Here is a 16588-nt window from a genome sequence, read left to right as displayed (position 1 = left end):
GTCTAGGAATCAAAACCCATGATGAATGCCGCTGATCAATCCTTAATTGAGGATCTCACTGGTCAACCATCGCCAGCGCAACGTCGTGCACTGGCGAAGATCATTACTCTTTTGGAATCCACGCGCTCAGATCACCGTAAGCGCGCAGACGAAGTGCTCAATGCACTGTTGCCCAAGACCGGAAAGTCCTTTCGTTTGGGAATTTCAGGTGTTCCAGGAGTTGGTAAATCTACTTTAATTGAAACCCTGGGTCTCTATTTGATCGACAAAGGACATCGGGTTGCGGTCTTAGCAATCGATCCTTCATCCAGCATCTCGGGCGGATCGATTCTGGGTGATAAGACTCGCATGGAGCGCCTGTCAGTTCATGAGCATGCCTTTATTCGGCCAAGCCCCTCGTCAGGGACTTTAGGTGGTGTTGCAGAAAAAACCCGTGAAGCGCTACTTGTTGCTGAAGCGGCTGGTCATGATGTGGTGATCGTTGAAACTGTCGGTGTAGGACAAAGTGAGATTGCTGTAGCGGGCATGACAGACCTATTTCTCTTGCTTCAACTTCCCAATGCTGGTGATGATCTCCAGGCTATTAAAAAAGGTGTGATGGAGTTGGCTGACCTGATTGTCATTAATAAAGCAGATATTGATCCGAATGCCGCAATGAGAGCGCAAGCCTTTATTACGAGCTCACTGCGCTTACTTGGCTTTCAGGGCAATCCGGACCATGCTTCTCACCAAGCGGATTATTGGCACCCCATCGTCATGAGTTTGAGTGCTCTCAATGGCCAAGGCGTTCCAGAACTCTGGGACAACATTCTGCGTTTTCAGAAATTGCAGACTGCGAATGGCAAGTTAGAGGAGCGTCGGAAACAACAGGCAGGCTCATGGATGTGGGAACGCATCGATGCCGGATTAAAGCACGCCTTCCGAAGCCATCCTGAAGTGCAAGCACTATTACCCAGACTCAGTGCTGAGGTAAATGCTGGAACCATGGCTGCCTCGGTAGCGGCGCGACGCTTGCTTGAGGCGATGGGCCATGAATTTTTCTAAGGAAATGTTATGAAAGAAATCATCCAACAGCTCGAAGATCAGCGTCAATTAGCACGACTAGGTGGAGGGCAAAAACGAATACAGGCTCAACACGCTAAAGGCAAGTTAACCGCTCGTGAACGAATTGAATTACTGCTCGACGCGGGCTCTTTTGAAGAGTGGGATATGTTTGTTGAGCATCGTTGCCATGATTTTGGTATGGATGAACAAACGGTACCCGGTGATGGTGTAGTAACGGGTTACGGCATGATTAATGGCCGTTTAGTGTTTGTCTTCTCGCAAGACTTTACCGTATTGGGAGGATCACTTTCAGAGGCTCATGCAGAAAAGATCTGCAAGATCATGGATCAGGCCATGAAAGTTGGCGCCCCAGTAATTGGCTTGAATGATTCTGGTGGTGCACGAATTCAGGAGGGTGTTGCCTCTTTGGGCGGCTATGCAGAAATCTTTCAGCGTAATGTCACCGCTTCCGGCGTCATTCCGCAAATTTCCTTAATTATGGGCCCGTCTGCCGGTGGCGCAGTCTATTCGCCAGCCTTGACTGACTTTATCTTTATGGTCAAAGATAGCTCTTATATGTTTGTGACGGGTCCTGAGGTGGTGAAGACCGTCACGCATGAGGATGTCAGCGCAGAAGAGTTGGGTGGTGCAGTGACCCATTCCACAGTATCCGGAGTTTGTGATCTTGCTTTTGAGAATGATGTTGAAGCAATCATGATGCTCAGACGCTTCTTTAACTACTTACCACTCTCAAATCGTGAGAAGCCTCCGGTTGTCAAGATCCCCAATCGGCATGAAGAGCCTGATTATTCATTAGATACCTTGGTGCCATCGAATCCAAACCAGCCTTATGACATCAAAGAACTGATTCATAAGATGGTCGACGATGGCGAGTTCTTTGAGCTGCAACCTGATTTTGCTAAGAACATCATTATTGGCTTTGCCCGTATCGAAGGTTCAACCGTTGGTATTGTTGCGAATCAGCCCTTAGTGCTAGCAGGTTGTCTCGATATCAAAGCTTCCATCAAAGCAGCGCGGTTTGTGCGCTTTTGCGATGCCTTTAATATTCCTGTCGTGACTTTGGTTGACGTGCCAGGATTTATGCCTGGGACTGCACAAGAATATGGCGGCATTATCAAGCATGGCGCAAAGCTACTGTATGCCTATGCAGATTGCACAGTGCCGAAGGTGACTTTAATCACTCGCAAGGCTTATGGTGGTGCATATGATGTGATGGCATCCAAACACTTGCGTGGCGACGTTAATTTTGCATGGCCATCGGCAGAAATTGCTGTCATGGGTCCAAAAGGTGCGGTAGAAATTATTTTCCGTGAAGAAAAATCCGACCCCGCCAAAATTGCAGCAAGAGAGGCAGAGTACAAAGCCAAGTTTGCCAATCCTTTTGTAGCAGGACGCCGGGGCTATATTGACGATGTGATATTGCCTCACGAGACGCGTAAACGGATTGCGAGATCTTTAGCCATGTTGAAAGATAAAGAATTAAAGAACCCCGCCCGTAAACACGGCAATATTCCTTTGTAAGGCGGCCAATCATGACTACGAAGATGTTTAAGAAAATTCTCATTGCCAATCGCGGCGAAATTGCTTGCCGTGTCATCAAGACAGCTCAAAAAATGGGCATCAAAACAGTTGCCGTTTATTCGGAGGCTGATAAAGAGGCTCGCCATGTACAACTGGCGGATGAAGCTGTGTTGATTGGACCAGCACCGTCACGTGAATCCTATCTGGTAATGGATCGCATTATTCAGGCTTGCAAGGATACCGGCGCTGAAGCAGTTCATCCAGGCTATGGCTTCTTATCCGAAAACGAACAGTTTGCTAAGCGTTGTGAAGAAGAGGGCATTGTCTTTATTGGACCAAAGCATCAGTCGATTGCAGCGATGGGAGACAAGATTGCCTCCAAGAAATTAGCACTCGAAGCTAAAGTCAACACTATTCCTGGTCATAACGAGGCAATCGCAACAACTGAAGAGGCAGTAAAGATCGCTCAGGTTATTGGATATCCAGTCATGATCAAAGCCTCTGCCGGCGGTGGTGGCAAAGGTTTACGCGTTGCATTCAATGACAAAGAAGCTGCTGAGGGATTTGCAGCTTGCAAAACTGAGGCGATGAATAGTTTTGGTGATGATCGGATCTTTATCGAGAAATTTGTTGAGGGCCCGCGCCATATTGAAATCCAAGTTTTGGGTGATGCGTTCGGTAATACGGTTTATTTAGGGGAGCGCGATTGCTCGATTCAGCGCCGTCATCAAAAAGTCATCGAAGAAGCACCATCCCCATTTATTGATCCCGCAACTCGTAAAGCAATGGGCGAACAAGCGGTAGCTTTAGCTAAGGCCGTTAACTATCAATCCGCTGGTACGGTCGAGTTTGTGGTTGGCAAAGACAAGTCCTTTTACTTTCTTGAGATGAATACACGCTTGCAAGTAGAGCATCCAGTTACAGAGGGAATCACTGGTTTAGATCTAGTTGAGCAGATGATTCGGGTTGCTGCTGGCGAAAAGTTGGCATTTAAGCAAGATGACATCAAACTCAATGGCTGGTCAATGGAATGCCGTATCAATGCGGATGATCCATTCCGAAACTTCTTGCCCTCCACGGGCCGTCTTGTTAAATATCGTCCACCGGAAGAGCAAGATGGCGTGCGTGTCGATACTGGTGTGTATGAGGGAGGCGAGATCCCCATGTATTACGACTCAATGATTGCAAAGTTGATTGTCTATGGCAAGGATCGTGCAACAGCAATCGAAAAGATGCGTGATGCCCTGAACAACTTTGTGATTCGGGGGATTCATTCAAACGTTCCTTTCCAGGCTGCTTTATTGCAACATCCTCGCTTTGTTTCTGGTGACTTCACAACTGGTTTTATCGCAGAGGAGTATCCGCAGGGCTTTAAAAAGGATTCTGTTCAACCCGCCGACCCCAATAGATTGGCGGCTTTAGCAGCATTCATGCGTTACCGCTATCTTGAACACATCAAGTTGATTGATGGTCAGTTAGCTGGGCACGAGATGGTCATTGCAAAAGAATTCGTGATTGTTACTGGTAAACGGGTCGGCGCAAGTGAAGCTCCATATGAGCTTCCAGCCCGCATTGAGTTAAAACAAGGTGTCTATTCTGTTTATATCAATGCCGCCGACGGCTTGAGTCGCTACGATATCGAGAGTGCTTGGCGTCCTGGTGACATCACTTTGCATGCCAGAATCAATGGCACCAGCAAGATCACCGCCCAAGTAGAGCGTCGTGGTGTGAAGTACCATCTGGTCCTTGATGGAGCTCAATATGACTGTATGGTGCTGAGCTCCTTCGGCGCTGAAATGCAGCGTCGTATGCCTATCAAGCTTCCACCCGATACCTCTAAATTGGTTTTATCTCCCATGCCGGGTCTACTAACAAAAATATTTGTTAAAGCAGGTGAGAGCGTCACTGCAGGGCAAAAGCTCGCAGCAATCGAAGCAATGAAGATGGAAAACACCCTGAGCGCAGCTCAAGACGGCATCATCGCTGAGATATGTGCGAAAGAGGGTGATAGCTTGGCAGTAGATCAATTGATTATCCGTTTCGAGTAAAGAGTAAAAATGACAAAGCCCTTTCGTATTCTTGGGATTCAGCAGATCGCCATTGGTGGTGAGAACAAAGATCGCCTGCGAAAACTCTGGATTGACCTGCTCGGATTTGAATATCTCAGCACTTTTGTTTCGGAGCGGGAGAATGTGGACGAAGATATTTGCGCAATCGGAATGGGCGCACATCAAGTGGAAGTTGATTTAATGCAACCCTTTGATATTGATAAAAAGCCTGCCGTTCATCAAACCCCTTTAAACCATATCGGCCTTTGGGTCGATGATTTACCTAAAGCGGTTGAATGGCTCAGTGCTCAAGGGATGCGATTTGCTCCAGGCGGTATTCGTAAAGGGGCTGCGGGTCATGACATTACCTTCGTGCACCCCAAAGGGAATGAAGAATTTCCCTATGGCGGTGAAGGTGTTCTAATTGAGCTGGTACAGGCTCCAGCAGAGATTATTCAGAGCTTGAGCCCTTAGTTATTTATTCATAGGCTTCGCTTGTCGCGTTTACTTGCAATTGATACTTCATCCTCTTGGTGTTCAGTCGCCCTCAGCACTGGGTCTGAACAGCCATTATTTCGTCATGAAAAATTATCGTCAGCCGCCAGTCAGCATCTCTTGCCCTGGATTGATGCGCTTTTGCAAGAGGCGAAGCTGGAGCTCCAGGATTTAGATGCGATTGCGGTAAATATCGGACCCGGTGCCTTTACAGGCGTTCGCTTAGGGCTTGCGGTTACCCAAGGTTTAGCGCTCAGCGCAAACTTGCCAGTAATACCGGTAATGAGCTTGGATGCAATCGCAGCCCAATTTCATCAGGGCAGATTATCCAACCATCAGGCAACCAATCTGGTGGTGGCGATTGATGCACGAATGGATGAGGTTTACTGGGCCCAGTATCAATTACAGCTGAACGCGCAGGCTGAGCGCATCTCTGATGCGCACCTTAGCGCACCAGAATTGGTTGAGCTAAGCGAGGCAGATATCGTGATAGGGAGTGCGATCTTAGAGTATGGCGATCGTTTGCTAACACCAGATACCATCATCAAGCAAGATCAAATTGGTGCGCATGCCTTAGGTGTGCTCATCTGTGCCCAAGCAATGTGGGATCAAGGAATGCAAATACCCGTAGCTCAATTAGAGCCTCTCTATGTCCGTAACAAAGTTGCATTTACAACCGAAGAGCGCTTGCATCATGGCCTGCTCAAATAATGGCTAGGACTGCTGAGTTGGCTTTTTTGCCAATGCAAGGCGTCGATCTAGATGAGGTTTTGTCTATCGAGCAAATCTCCCATGCACATCCTTGGACTAGAGGCAATTTCAATGATTCATTAGCGGCTGGTCATTGGGCTTATTGCATCAGGCCTGAATCAGATGGCGCTCAGCCGGGCACCTATTTAGATCCCAAGGTGTTGTGGGCTTATTGCGTTCTCTACCCGGCAGTAGATGAACTACATCTCCTCAATATCACCGTCTCGCCTAAATTACGACGTCTTGGTATAGCGGCAAGAATCATGAATGCTATTGAGGGCATTGCCGCTAGTCGCCTAATGCCTCGGATTATCCTGGAAGTTAGGCCATCCAATATTCCGGCAATTACCCTATATGAGAGCCTTGGCTATCAAACTATTGGGGTTCGTAAAGCCTACTATCCGGCCGATCAGACCACTGGTCAACGAGAAGATGCCCAGGTGATGGCCAAATCGATTAATCTAGCGCAATGAATACATTAAGCAATTCCAACTCAGCCCTTTTAAAAGAGATGGGTATTTCTGAATGGGTTGCCAAAGACTCTGCTCAAGCTCCTCAGATTGAGGAGCCTACCCCTGTTTCTTCTCAAGCCAAGCCCCGGGGTATATGGTGGTTCTTTGGGATCAAACCAAAGGGTGATGCAGAGATTTTGTTTCAGAACCTCATTCGCGTTTTGGGTTTAGATTCCAAAGAATGGCTCTGGTGTGAGCCTGCTAATAAGGCGAAGCTGGCTAGACCAGATGAAGCCTTACCCGTAATTTCAATTGCCTTTGGCGGTCAAGCAGTCCAAGCGATGACTGGAGAAAGAGATCCTCTAGAAGAGTTGCGAGACACCATCCTAGAGTTAAATCGAGAGGGGCTTGAAGAGATTCCCTTGGTTCCTTCTTTTACCCTAGAACATTTCATCGCTAGGCCGCAAGATAAAAGATTGTTATGGCAAGACCTTTTACTAGCCAAATCTGTTTTACATAGCCTGTAGAGAATTCCTGTTGATTTAGTGCTTGTGCTCACCAATCAGGTGCAGAGAGTCGTATTCAGTTTGGTTTGCTTTATGTCGGCGCATGACCAAATACATGATTAAGCAGACCACTAGACCAAAGCCAATGATGACGTACTTGACTGGAAAATCAAGCCAAATTAGTAGTGAATAGCTTGCCAGCATCAATAGCACTGAAATATTCTCATTGAAGTTCTGGACTGCAATTGAATGTCCGGCCGACATCAATACATGACCTCGATGTTGTAGCAGTGCATTCATTGGCACGACAAAATATCCTGCTAAACAACCCACTAGCATGAGCAAGAAATACGCTGGCAACAGATTCAGATGAAGCTTCAAGGAGTAAAAATTGACCAAGACAAGATCAGGCAACATGTCGGAGTTATACAAGGCGAGAGTACTTACCACCACACCCATGGCGATGCCGTAAGGCAACACTGTTAGAGATTTACGCAAAGGTACACGCCAAGCAGCCCAAACTGCGCCACCAGCGACTCCTACAGCAGTGATGGCTTGCAAAATAGCGCCTTGCGATAAATTCATATGCAAAGAAACTTCTGCCCATTTAATGACAATAAATTGCAGAGTGGCGCCAGCACCCCAGAAGAGCGTTGTCACGGCTAGCGAGATTTGTCCTAAACGGTCATTCCAGAGTGTCACAAAGCAGTGGCCGAAATCTTTAATCAGCTCAATTGGGTTGGTTTTTTGCGCCAGGTAACGCGCTCCCGTATCAGGAATGCGTAAATTAATCAGTGCTGCAATCAGATAGATAAACATGGTGATCAAGATCGCCGATTCAGCAGGGGTATCGATCCCGGTATCAATCATGGGCATATCAAAGCTCAGAAGTGAGCTGGAGACGCCGCTGCTAATCAGAATGCCGCCCAAAACAGTGCCCAAAATGATCGAGCTAACGGTTAAGCCTTCAATCCAGCCGTTCGCCGCAACCAGTTTTTCTGGTGGCAATAGTTCAGTCAATATTCCATATTTGGCTGGTGAGTAGGCTGCCGCCCCCAAGCCTACTATTGCATATGAGAGCAGTGGGTGTGCGCCACAGAGCATGAAGACGCACCCAATAAATTTAATGGTGTTGGTAATGAACATCACATTGCCTTTGGGCCTCGAATCAGCGAAGGCGCCAACAAAAGCGGCCAGCAATACATAAGACAAGACAAAGAATAATTTCAGTAAAGGGGTCATCCAGGCCGGAGCTTGAAGCTGGACCAGAAGAGCGATTGCTGCAATGAGCAAGGCATTGTCGGCGAGCGACGAAAAAAATTGCGCCGCCATAATGGTGTAAAAACTACGGTTCATTCGTACAATCTAGTCATTGCATCAATTAAAACACGAAAGGGGCTTTTTACATGGGCAGTTCGGCTAATAGCCTAATGACCAGACCTATTTTGGCTGCTATAGATACTGCTGCATTTGAGCATAATTTGGCCAAAATAAGGGGCTTGGCTCCTGAGTCTAAGATTTGGTGCGTGATTAAGGCCAGGGCCTACGGCCACGGTCTAGAGGCTGCCCTCAGGGGCCTAGGCTCTACTGATGGGTTTGCCGTTCTGGATTTAGAGGATGCCCGCTTTCTTAGGGATCATGGCTGGCAAGGCAGAATTTTGCTGTTAGAGGGCCTCTTTCATGAAAATGAGCTCAGTCTTGCCCATGAGCTGACTTGTGATGTGGTGATTCATTGCGAAAATCAAGTGACTTGGCTGGAGGGTTTTGAGGTGCAGCCACATTCCAGAATGAATGTATTTTTGAAGATGAATACCGGAATGAACCGTCTGGGTTTTAAACCTGATGCCTATCGAACTGCTTTTCATCGTCTTCATGCTGCTGGCTATCACATGCATCACATGACGCACTTTGCGAATGCCGATCAACTAAATCGTTCCCCTACAGTAGATGAGCAATTGGAATCTTTTCATCTCGGTATTGATGGCTTACCAGGGTCTACCTCCTACGGTAATTCAGCTACGGTTCTTTGGCATCGCAATACCTTAGGGGATTGGGTCAGGCCGGGTGTAATTTTGTATGGCGTTTCACCTACGGGCATTTACTCTGATATAGAGCATAGCGGGCTCAAACCGGTAATGTCTTTAGCGAGCGAAATTATTGCTATACAAGATTTAGCAATTGGTGATCGCGTTGGTTATGGTGGAATTTATGAAGCATCTGAGCCAATGCGAATTGGTATTGTTGCCTGTGGTTATGCTGATGGTTACCCACGACATGCCAAAGAAGGTAGTCCAGTTTGGGTCTCCGATCCAACGATGAAGAATGGCGGAATGATTTGCCCCATCGTGGGCAGAATATCAATGGACATGCTCACAATCGATTTGAGGGGCGTACCAAACGCGCAAATAGGGACAAACGTTGAGCTATGGGGTAAGCATGTACCCGTTGATGTACTGGCGCATCATAGTGGCACCATTGGGTACGAGCTGATCTGTGCAGTTGCGCCCAGAGTCCCAGTCAAGATTATTTAATTTGACCGTCGTTCTCTTTAACCCAGATTTGCCACCATCTTTTTTCTTTTTTGACACGCTGACCTGTAATCAGCATCTGGCTATCTGGGAAATTCAATTTAAAGACACGCTCAGCGTCCGCACTTAAATCCGGCATGTCCAATTTATTGTAGGACTTAATCAAGATGTACAGGGCTTCTTCAACAGCAGGTGCGCGGTCGTAGTCTCGGATAACAAGTTGTGCTCGGTTTGCTGCAGCTAAGTAAGCACCACGTTGATAGTAATAACGAGCCACAATCACATCAGCTTCCGCCAATGAATTGACGATGTAACGCATCCGATCGATAGAATCGGGCGCATATTTGCTATCAGGGAAGCGGACAACAACGGTTTTAAAAGATTCAAAAGCCTCTTTGGCTGCTTTTGGGTCACGCTCACTCAGATCTTGACCAGTAAATTTACCTAGCCAACCCAAATCATCATTAAAGGTAATTAAGCCTTTGAGGTAATAGGCGTAATCTAAATTAGGGCTGCCTTGATAAAGCTTAATAAATCGATCAATCGCTACCAATGCTTGGGCTTGCTCTTGAGCTTTCCAGTAGCAATAGGCTGCATTAATTTGTGCTTGTTGTGAATATGGCCCAAATGGGAAGCGTGCCTCGAGCTTGTCGAAATACTTGCCGCACTTCGCGTAATCGGCATCATTGAGTTTGTCGGTAGCTTCAGAATATAAGCGCGATTCAGACCAAATATCTGCATCATCTTTTTGACCATCGCTACCAGCGCAAGCACCTAGCAATAAAGTGCCGCTAATAACAAAGACAAGAGATAGCGACCGACGACCCTGTTGTGTAGAAACAATTTTCTGAATAGCAGCGGCAAGCCTTAAACTGGCGTCTGAAATTACGTCGGACATAACAAAAAGGCCTTTTAAGCGTGGCATTGCCGGAAACTCCTGAATCGAATCCCATTGATTATATCGATGAAGAGGATTTCATTGCCCTAGAAATCCCCATGGAGGGTGGTGGGGAACGGCTGGATAAGGCTTTGGCGACCTTATTGCCTGAATATTCTCGAAATCGACTGAAGTCCTGGGTTGAAGCAGGGGCGGTTACGGTCGATGACAAGGTTACTAAGGCAAGATTGATCCTGCGTGGTGGCGAGAGCATTAAGGTGTTTCCGCAAGAAATGCCCGAGCAGTTTGCTTTTACTCCAGAGGATATTCCGCTTGATGTGGTTTATGAAGATCCAAGCATGATTGTGATCAATAAACCAGTGGGCTTAGTAGTTCATCCAGCCGCTGGTAATTGGAGTGGAACCTTGCTCAATGCCTTGCTGTTTCATTACCCAGAGCTGAAGCATTTACCCAGGGCAGGGATAGTGCATCGATTGGATAAAGATACCTCCGGCCTGATGGTGGTGGCACGAACCGCAGAAGCGCAAACGGCATTAGTTCGCCAACTTCAAGAGAGAACTGTAAGCCGTCGCTATTTAGCCTGGGTATGGGGCAGTACACCAAGTCAAGGCAAGGTACTTGCATCAGTGGGGCGCGATCAACGAGATCGACTCAAAATGGCCGCAGGTGTCTCCCAGGGCAAGCCAGCTGCTACGCAATTTCGTCGTTTAGCACAGGGCCACTTTCAAGATCACCCAATTTCACTATTGGAGTGTCGCTTGGAGACAGGCAGGACACATCAAATTCGGGTGCACCTAGAATCGTTAGGCTTTCCATTAATTGGGGATCCTGTCTATCGGAAAAAAATTCCAGGCATTGCGAAGGCCATTGATCTTGAAAGACAGGCTCTCCACGCATTCGCTCTGGGCTTAGAGCACCCCGCAACGCATCAAGCAATGGCTTGGTTTCAGTTGCCCCCAGACGATTTAATGGGATTGTTGACACAACTCCACTTGAGCGAGACAGACTTGCCTGCTGAGTCGGCTACGATTTCCTCCATGGGTAATGCCAATTAATGGACTTCATTTCAGCTGATTGGCCGGCCCCCAAGAGGGTGCGCACCATGGTCACGCAGCGGACCCATGGCACCAGTTTAAGTCCATATGATTCATTGAATTTAGGCGACCATGTGGGGGATGATCCGAATGCGGTATTACTCAACCGTCAATTACTGAGAGCAGTTTTGCCCAGTGAACCTCTTTGGATGCGGCAGACTCATGGCACTCTAGTGAGCATGTCTCTATCTGGCGTGAGGGAGTCCTTGGTTCCGGACGCAGATGCAGCAGTGACCAACCGTGCGAATGAGGTATTAGCCGTTTTAACTGCAGACTGCCTGCCCGTATTTTTTTGTAGTGCAGATGGCAAGCAGATCGGGGTAGCGCATGCAGGTTGGCGCGGTCTTTGTGCTGGCATTTTAGAAAATACTGTGAGTGCTTTAATTCAGCAGTCAGTGGGCTTAACGCCATCAGCATTGCTCGCCTGGCTTGGACCGGCCATTGGTCAAAACCATTTTGAGGTAGGTAAAGAGGTGCTTGAGTCATTTGACCAACAGGATTTTGAGATCAACCTGCAAACTTTTCAGCCAATCCTCCAAAAGCCGGGGAAGTATTTAGCCAATCTGGATCTGCTAGCCCATCAGGCCCTAAAAAGGGCTGGGGTACAGAATGTCTATGGTGGGGGCTTGTGTACCTATACCCAGTCCAGTCAATACTTTTCACACCGTCGAGATGGGGTTTCAGGACGCTTCGCGTCACTAATCTGGATAGAGCCTTGACCTTTAAATCCGCTCGGTGCTAGGGTTAGTGCGTATAACCCTTCTGTGTTTATAGAAGGAGAATGTTTTCATTAATAAGAGATCACCATGCTTTCTGGAATGAATCAAACTACCTCACCTGCCTTGGCCCCTCATCATATGGCCCTCATTCCGCCCGAGCGTTTGGTTGAAATTCAAAAACAATATTTTGAAGAGTTATCGCATCTAGCTACCAATCCCGATGCCATTGAAATCAAAGATCGCCGCTTTTCAGGACAAGCATGGCATTCCACTTGGAGCAAAACCATAGCGGCTAGTTATTTGTTGAACTCAAAACATCTATTGGCTTTAGCTCATGCAGTCGAGACCGACGATAAATCGAAGCATCGCATTGTGTTCACCACTGAGCAAATGATTGACGCAATGTCGCCTGCCAATTTCATTGCAACCAATCCAGAAGTCTTGGAAAATATTATTAGTTCGCAAGGCCAATCCATTCAGAATGGCATTAGCAATCTGTTAGGTGATCTTAAAAAAGGAAAAGTCTCACAGACCGATGAAACCGCTTTTGAGATTGGCAAGAACTTAGCAACCACAGAGGGTGCGGTTGTATTTCGCAATAATTTATTTGAACTGATTCAGTATGCGCCACTGACTGAAGCTGTTTATGAGCGGCCTTTGCTAATGGTCCCGCCTTGTATTAACAAGTACTACATATTGGATTTGCAACCCGATAATTCTATGGTCCGTTATTTAGTAGAGCAGGGCCATACGATTTTCTTGGTGTCCTGGAAAAATCCCGATGATGCAATGAGTCAAGTCACCTGGGATGATTACGTTGGTGAAGGAGTGATCCAAGCAATTGAAGTTGCCAAAGCAATCAGTGGCACTGAGCAAATTAATGTCTTAGGCTTTTGCGTGGGCGGGACTTTAACAGCTTCTGCTTTAGCGGTGCTTGCAGCACGCAAAAAGAAATTCATTACCAGCCTAACGCTCCTCACCACACTTTTAGACTTCAGTGATACTGGAATACTCGATATCTTCATTGATGAGGGTAGTGTTAAGTTACGCGAGAACACCATTGGGGGTCAGTCCGGTAACTTTGGCATGATGTCGGGCCTCGAGCTTGGTAATACTTTCTCCTTCTTGCGCCCTAACGACTTGGTCTGGAATTACGTTGTAGAAAATTACCTAAAAGGTAAATCCCCGCCGCCATTCGATTTGCTTTACTGGAATGGAGACTCCACCAATCTACCTGGAGCGATGTACTGCTGGTATCTTCGTCACACCTATCTTCAGAATGAGCTAATTCAACCCAACAAACTTACTATTTGTGGAGAGAAGGTGGACTTAGGCACGATTGATTGTCCAGCATATATCTATGCTTCACACGATGACCACATCGTTCCTTGGAAGTCCGCATATAAGTCTACTCATTTGTTGAAGGGCAAAAACCGTTTTGTCTTGGGCGCTTCTGGCCATATTGCTGGTGTGATTAATCCGCCAAGTAAAAATAAGCGTCATTATTTTGTCAATGAGAAATTAGTTAAAACGGCCGATGCCTGGTTTGCTGCTGCGAAAGATGAGCGCGGTAGTTGGTGGCCCGATTACATCAATTGGTTGGCGCCATTTGGTGGTGAGAAAAAAGCGGCATCCAAAATACTTGGCAACAAAAGCTATCCAAAATTAATTGCCGCACCAGGGAAGTATGTAAAAGAAAAAATATCAGAACAGAAATAAAAAATAGGGAGAACACAATGTCACAAAAAATTGCCTACGTTACAGGTGGTATGGGTGGAATTGGTACAGCTATTTGCCAAAGACTGGCCAAGGATGGTTTCAAAGTGATTGCGGGTTGTGGTCCGAGCTCGCCACGCAAAGATCGATGGCTCGGTGAGCAAAAGGCTTTAGGATTTGACTTTATTGCGTCCGAGGGTAACGTAGCTGATTGGGATAGTACTGTCGCAGCCTTTGACAAGGTCAAGGCTGAAGTCGGCCGTGTTGATGTATTGATCAACAACGCTGGCATTACTCGCGATGGTGTATTTCGTAAGATGACGCCTGATGCATGGAAGGCCGTGATCGATACCAACCTCAATTCATTATTTAATGTCACCAAGCAAGTGATCGATGGCATGTGCGACAACAACTGGGGTCGAATTATTAATATCTCTTCTGTTAATGGACAAAAGGGTCAGTTTGGACAGTGTAACTATTCCACCGCTAAAGCAGGTTTGCATGGTTTCACTATGGCTTTGGCACAAGAGGTTGCCACTAAAGGTGTAACCGTCAATACAGTTTCCCCTGGCTATGTGGGCACAGACATGGTTAAGGCCATTCGTGAAGATGTACTCGAAAAGATCGTAGCTGGCATTCCAGTGAAGCGTTTGGGCACCCCAGATGAAATCGCTTCTATTTGTTGCTGGATTGCCTCTGGCGATAGTGGCTATGCAACTGGCGCAGACTTTTCGCTGAATGGCGGTATTCATACTGGCTAAGTAGCTGCTCCTGGCTCTTTACCCTGATCCAAACTAGGGCTACACTAGCCCCTTTATTGCATTGCAGTAAAGACAAAGCAGACTGAGGACTATTTATGGCTACCCGCGCAAAACGAGTTGGTGAAGAGCGATTGATCAAGAAGTATCCGAATCGTCGCCTCTACGATACTCAAACGAGCACCTACGTGACCTTAAGTGACATTAAAGGTCTGGTGATGGCCAATGCAGTCTTCAAAGTGCTGGATGCTAAAACTGAGGAAGATCTGACACGCAATATTCTGCTACAGATCATTCTTGAGGAGGAGGCGGGTGGTGCACCTGTCTTCTCAAGCCAAACGCTTTCTCAAATCATCCGCTTTTACGGAAACTCCATGCAAGGTCTTATGGGTAATTACCTCGAAAAGACCATGCAGTCTTTTGTTGATATCCATAACAAGCTCAGTGACCAATCTAAGGGAATGGGCTCTAACGCTCCCGATGCTTGGTCTCAGCTGCTGAGTATGCAAAATCCGCTCATGCAGAACCTAATGGGTACCTATATGGATCAAAGTAAAGATTTGTTCGTGAAGATGCAAGAGCAAATGCAAGGATCGCAGGGCCTATTTGGCAACTTCCCCTTTACCCCCCAAACCAAATCAGCAGAAAAAGAATAACGTGGCAGGAAAAGTTGGCTTTGTATCCTTAGGTTGTCCTAAGGCATTAGTAGACTCCGAACTCATCCTCACGCAATTAAGCGCCGAAGGGTACGAGACGGCTAAGGAGTATGCTGGTGCTGATTTAGTTGTGGTCAATACCTGTGGTTTCATTGACTCTGCCGTTGAAGAGAGCTTAAACGCGATTGGTGAAGCCCTTGCTGAGAATGGCAAAGTGATTGTGACGGGCTGTCTTGGCGCCCGTAAGAATGCGGATGGTTCAGATCTCATTCAGAGTATTCATCCCAAGGTTCTTGCAGTAACGGGCCCTCACGCTACTGATGAGGTCATGCAAGCTATTCATCTGCATCTCCCTAAACCACATGATCCCTTTACTGATCTATTACCACCGATCGGTGTCAAGTTAACCCCAAAGCACTACGCGTATTTGAAAATCTCAGAAGGGTGCAATCATCGCTGTACCTTCTGCATTATTCCGAGCATGCGGGGTGATTTAGTTTCTCGACCGATTGGTGAGGTATTGCTGGAAGCGGATAGACTTTTTGAGTCAGGCGTTAAAGAATTGCTCGTTGTTTCTCAAGACACTAGTGCCTATGGTGTCGATATTCAATATCGAACAGGTTTTTGGGATGGCAAGCCAGTCAAAACTCGCTTGTTTGATTTAGTCAATGCCTTGAATACGATTGCTCGTAAACATCAAGCCTGGGTCAGACTGCACTATGTTTACCCATACCCCCATGTTGATGAGATCCTGCCCTTGATGGCAGAGTTTTCAGATCATGGTTATGGTGTCTTGCCTTATTTAGATATTCCTTTGCAACATGCTCATCCTGATGTGCTGAAACGCATGAAGCGACCTGCTAGTGGTGAGAAAAACCTCGAGCGCATTCAGGCATGGCGTGCTGCTTGTCCTGATTTGGTGATTCGCAGTACCTTCATCGCTGGCTTTCCAGGTGAAACTGAGGAAGAGTTTCAGTATTTATTGGATTTCTTGGATGAGGCCGAGATTGATCGCGCTGGCTGTTTTGCCTATTCACCAGTGGCAGGTGCCGCTGCGAATGCCTTAGCTAACCCCGTGCCGGAGGCAATCCGCAATGAACGGCAAGCCCGATTTATGGAAAAAGCCGAAGAAATCTCGATTCGCCGTTTAACAAATAAGCTTGGAAAACGCATTCAGATCCTGATTGACCGAGTAGATGAAGCAGGCGGAATCGGTCGAACCGCTGGGGATGCCCCTGAAATTGATGGTTTGGTGAGGGTTTTGCCCCCAAGCAAGCCTTCTAAGCGTTATCGCGCTGGCGATTTTGTCCGTGCGACGGTAATTGAGGCCCAAGGGCATGACCTAATAGCCGAGACTTGACTAAGTCAATCAAAATACGATT

The 16588-nt window shown here is 47.1% G+C and carries 16 protein-coding genes; 14 read left to right on the top strand and 2 right to left on the bottom strand.

The features are described 5' to 3' along the window. Window positions 1-18: 18 nt before the first annotated feature. Genes meaB through ICU98_RS04670 form a run of 7 tightly spaced genes read left to right on the top strand, consistent with a single transcriptional unit; the run spans window position 19 to window position 6858 of the window. Entirely contained in the window at window positions 19-1044 is a 1026-nt protein-coding gene (gene meaB, locus ICU98_RS04700) for a methylmalonyl Co-A mutase-associated GTPase MeaB (RefSeq protein ID WP_215350877.1), read from the top strand. Window positions 1045-1053: 9 nt separating this feature from the next. Then, a complete protein-coding gene (locus ICU98_RS04695) occupies window positions 1054-2586 on the top strand; it encodes an acyl-CoA carboxylase subunit beta (RefSeq protein ID WP_215350874.1) in 1533 nt (510 codons plus the stop codon). 23 nt (window positions 2587-2609) lie between these two features. Further along, on the top strand, window positions 2610-4634 hold the full coding sequence (gene accC, locus ICU98_RS04690; RefSeq protein ID WP_215353107.1) for an acetyl-CoA carboxylase biotin carboxylase subunit: 2025 nt from the start codon (window positions 2610-2612) through the stop codon (window positions 4632-4634). 9 nt (window positions 4635-4643) lie between these two features. After that, window positions 4644-5108, top strand: a complete 465-nt coding sequence (locus ICU98_RS04685) for a VOC family protein (protein WP_215350871.1) — start codon at window positions 4644-4646, stop codon at window positions 5106-5108. Window positions 5109-5129: 21 nt separating this feature from the next. Continuing rightward, window positions 5130-5840 (top strand): tRNA (adenosine(37)-N6)-threonylcarbamoyltransferase complex dimerization subunit type 1 TsaB, encoded by a 711-nt coding sequence (gene tsaB, locus ICU98_RS04680; protein WP_251365295.1) that lies wholly within the window; start codon window positions 5130-5132, stop codon window positions 5838-5840. Further along, a complete protein-coding gene (gene rimI / locus ICU98_RS04675) occupies window positions 5840-6352 on the top strand; it encodes a ribosomal protein S18-alanine N-acetyltransferase (protein ID WP_215350868.1) in 513 nt (170 codons plus the stop codon). Before tsaB ends, rimI begins: the two co-directional genes overlap by 1 nt. After that, complete coding sequence (locus ICU98_RS04670; RefSeq protein WP_215350865.1) at window positions 6349-6858, top strand: DNA polymerase III subunit psi; 510 nt, start codon at window positions 6349-6351, stop codon at window positions 6856-6858. Before rimI ends, ICU98_RS04670 begins: the two co-directional genes overlap by 4 nt. Before the next feature lie 15 nt (window positions 6859-6873). Here the strand turns inward: ICU98_RS04670 and lplT are convergent, their stop codons facing one another. Next, complete coding sequence (lplT, locus tag ICU98_RS04665; RefSeq protein WP_215350862.1) at window positions 6874-8193, bottom strand: lysophospholipid transporter LplT; 1320 nt, start codon at window positions 8191-8193, stop codon at window positions 6874-6876. A 74-nt stretch (window positions 8194-8267) separates the two neighbouring features. Between lplT and alr the strand changes: the two genes are divergently transcribed. After that, on the top strand, window positions 8268-9368 hold the full coding sequence (gene alr / locus ICU98_RS04660; RefSeq protein ID WP_215350859.1) for an alanine racemase: 1101 nt from the start codon (window positions 8268-8270) through the stop codon (window positions 9366-9368). On the opposite strand, the gene ICU98_RS04655 is transcribed toward alr, so the two are convergent. After that, entirely contained in the window at window positions 9361-10263 is a 903-nt protein-coding gene (locus ICU98_RS04655; RefSeq protein WP_215350857.1) for an outer membrane protein assembly factor BamD, read from the bottom strand. The two genes, alr and ICU98_RS04655, sit on opposite strands and share 8 nt — an antisense overlap. Window positions 10264-10283: 20 nt before the next feature. Between ICU98_RS04655 and ICU98_RS04650 the strand changes: the two genes are divergently transcribed. From ICU98_RS04650 to rimO, 6 genes are all read left to right on the top strand, one after another. After that, window positions 10284-11318: an RluA family pseudouridine synthase gene (locus ICU98_RS04650; RefSeq protein ID WP_251365294.1), complete on the top strand. Its 1035-nt coding sequence runs from the start codon at window positions 10284-10286 to the stop codon at window positions 11316-11318. Further along, window positions 11318-12076, top strand: coding sequence for a peptidoglycan editing factor PgeF (gene pgeF, locus ICU98_RS04645; protein WP_215350854.1), 759 nt, complete (start codon window positions 11318-11320; stop codon window positions 12074-12076). Before ICU98_RS04650 ends, pgeF begins: the two co-directional genes overlap by 1 nt. 99 nt (window positions 12077-12175) lie before the next feature. Next, window positions 12176-13795, top strand: a complete 1620-nt coding sequence (phaC, locus tag ICU98_RS04640) for a class I poly(R)-hydroxyalkanoic acid synthase (RefSeq protein WP_251365293.1) — start codon at window positions 12176-12178, stop codon at window positions 13793-13795. A 17-nt stretch (window positions 13796-13812) separates the two neighbouring features. After that, entirely contained in the window at window positions 13813-14553 is a 741-nt protein-coding gene (locus tag ICU98_RS04635; RefSeq protein ID WP_215350848.1) for a 3-ketoacyl-ACP reductase, read from the top strand. Between the two features lie 95 nt (window positions 14554-14648). Further along, window positions 14649-15206 (top strand): polyhydroxyalkanoate synthesis repressor PhaR, encoded by a 558-nt coding sequence (gene phaR / locus ICU98_RS04630; RefSeq protein ID WP_215335651.1) that lies wholly within the window; start codon window positions 14649-14651, stop codon window positions 15204-15206. Between the two features lies 1 nt (window position 15207). After that, a complete protein-coding gene (gene rimO, locus ICU98_RS04625) occupies window positions 15208-16566 on the top strand; it encodes a 30S ribosomal protein S12 methylthiotransferase RimO (RefSeq protein ID WP_215350845.1) in 1359 nt (452 codons plus the stop codon). Window positions 16567-16588 lie beyond the last annotated feature (22 nt).

Source organism: Polynucleobacter sp. MWH-P3-07-1 (assembly GCF_018687555.1).
Classification (GTDB): domain Bacteria; phylum Pseudomonadota; class Gammaproteobacteria; order Burkholderiales; family Burkholderiaceae; genus Polynucleobacter.
The sequence above is the reverse complement of the archived record's forward strand: the minus strand, read 5'-3'. Positions and strand labels throughout refer to the sequence as shown.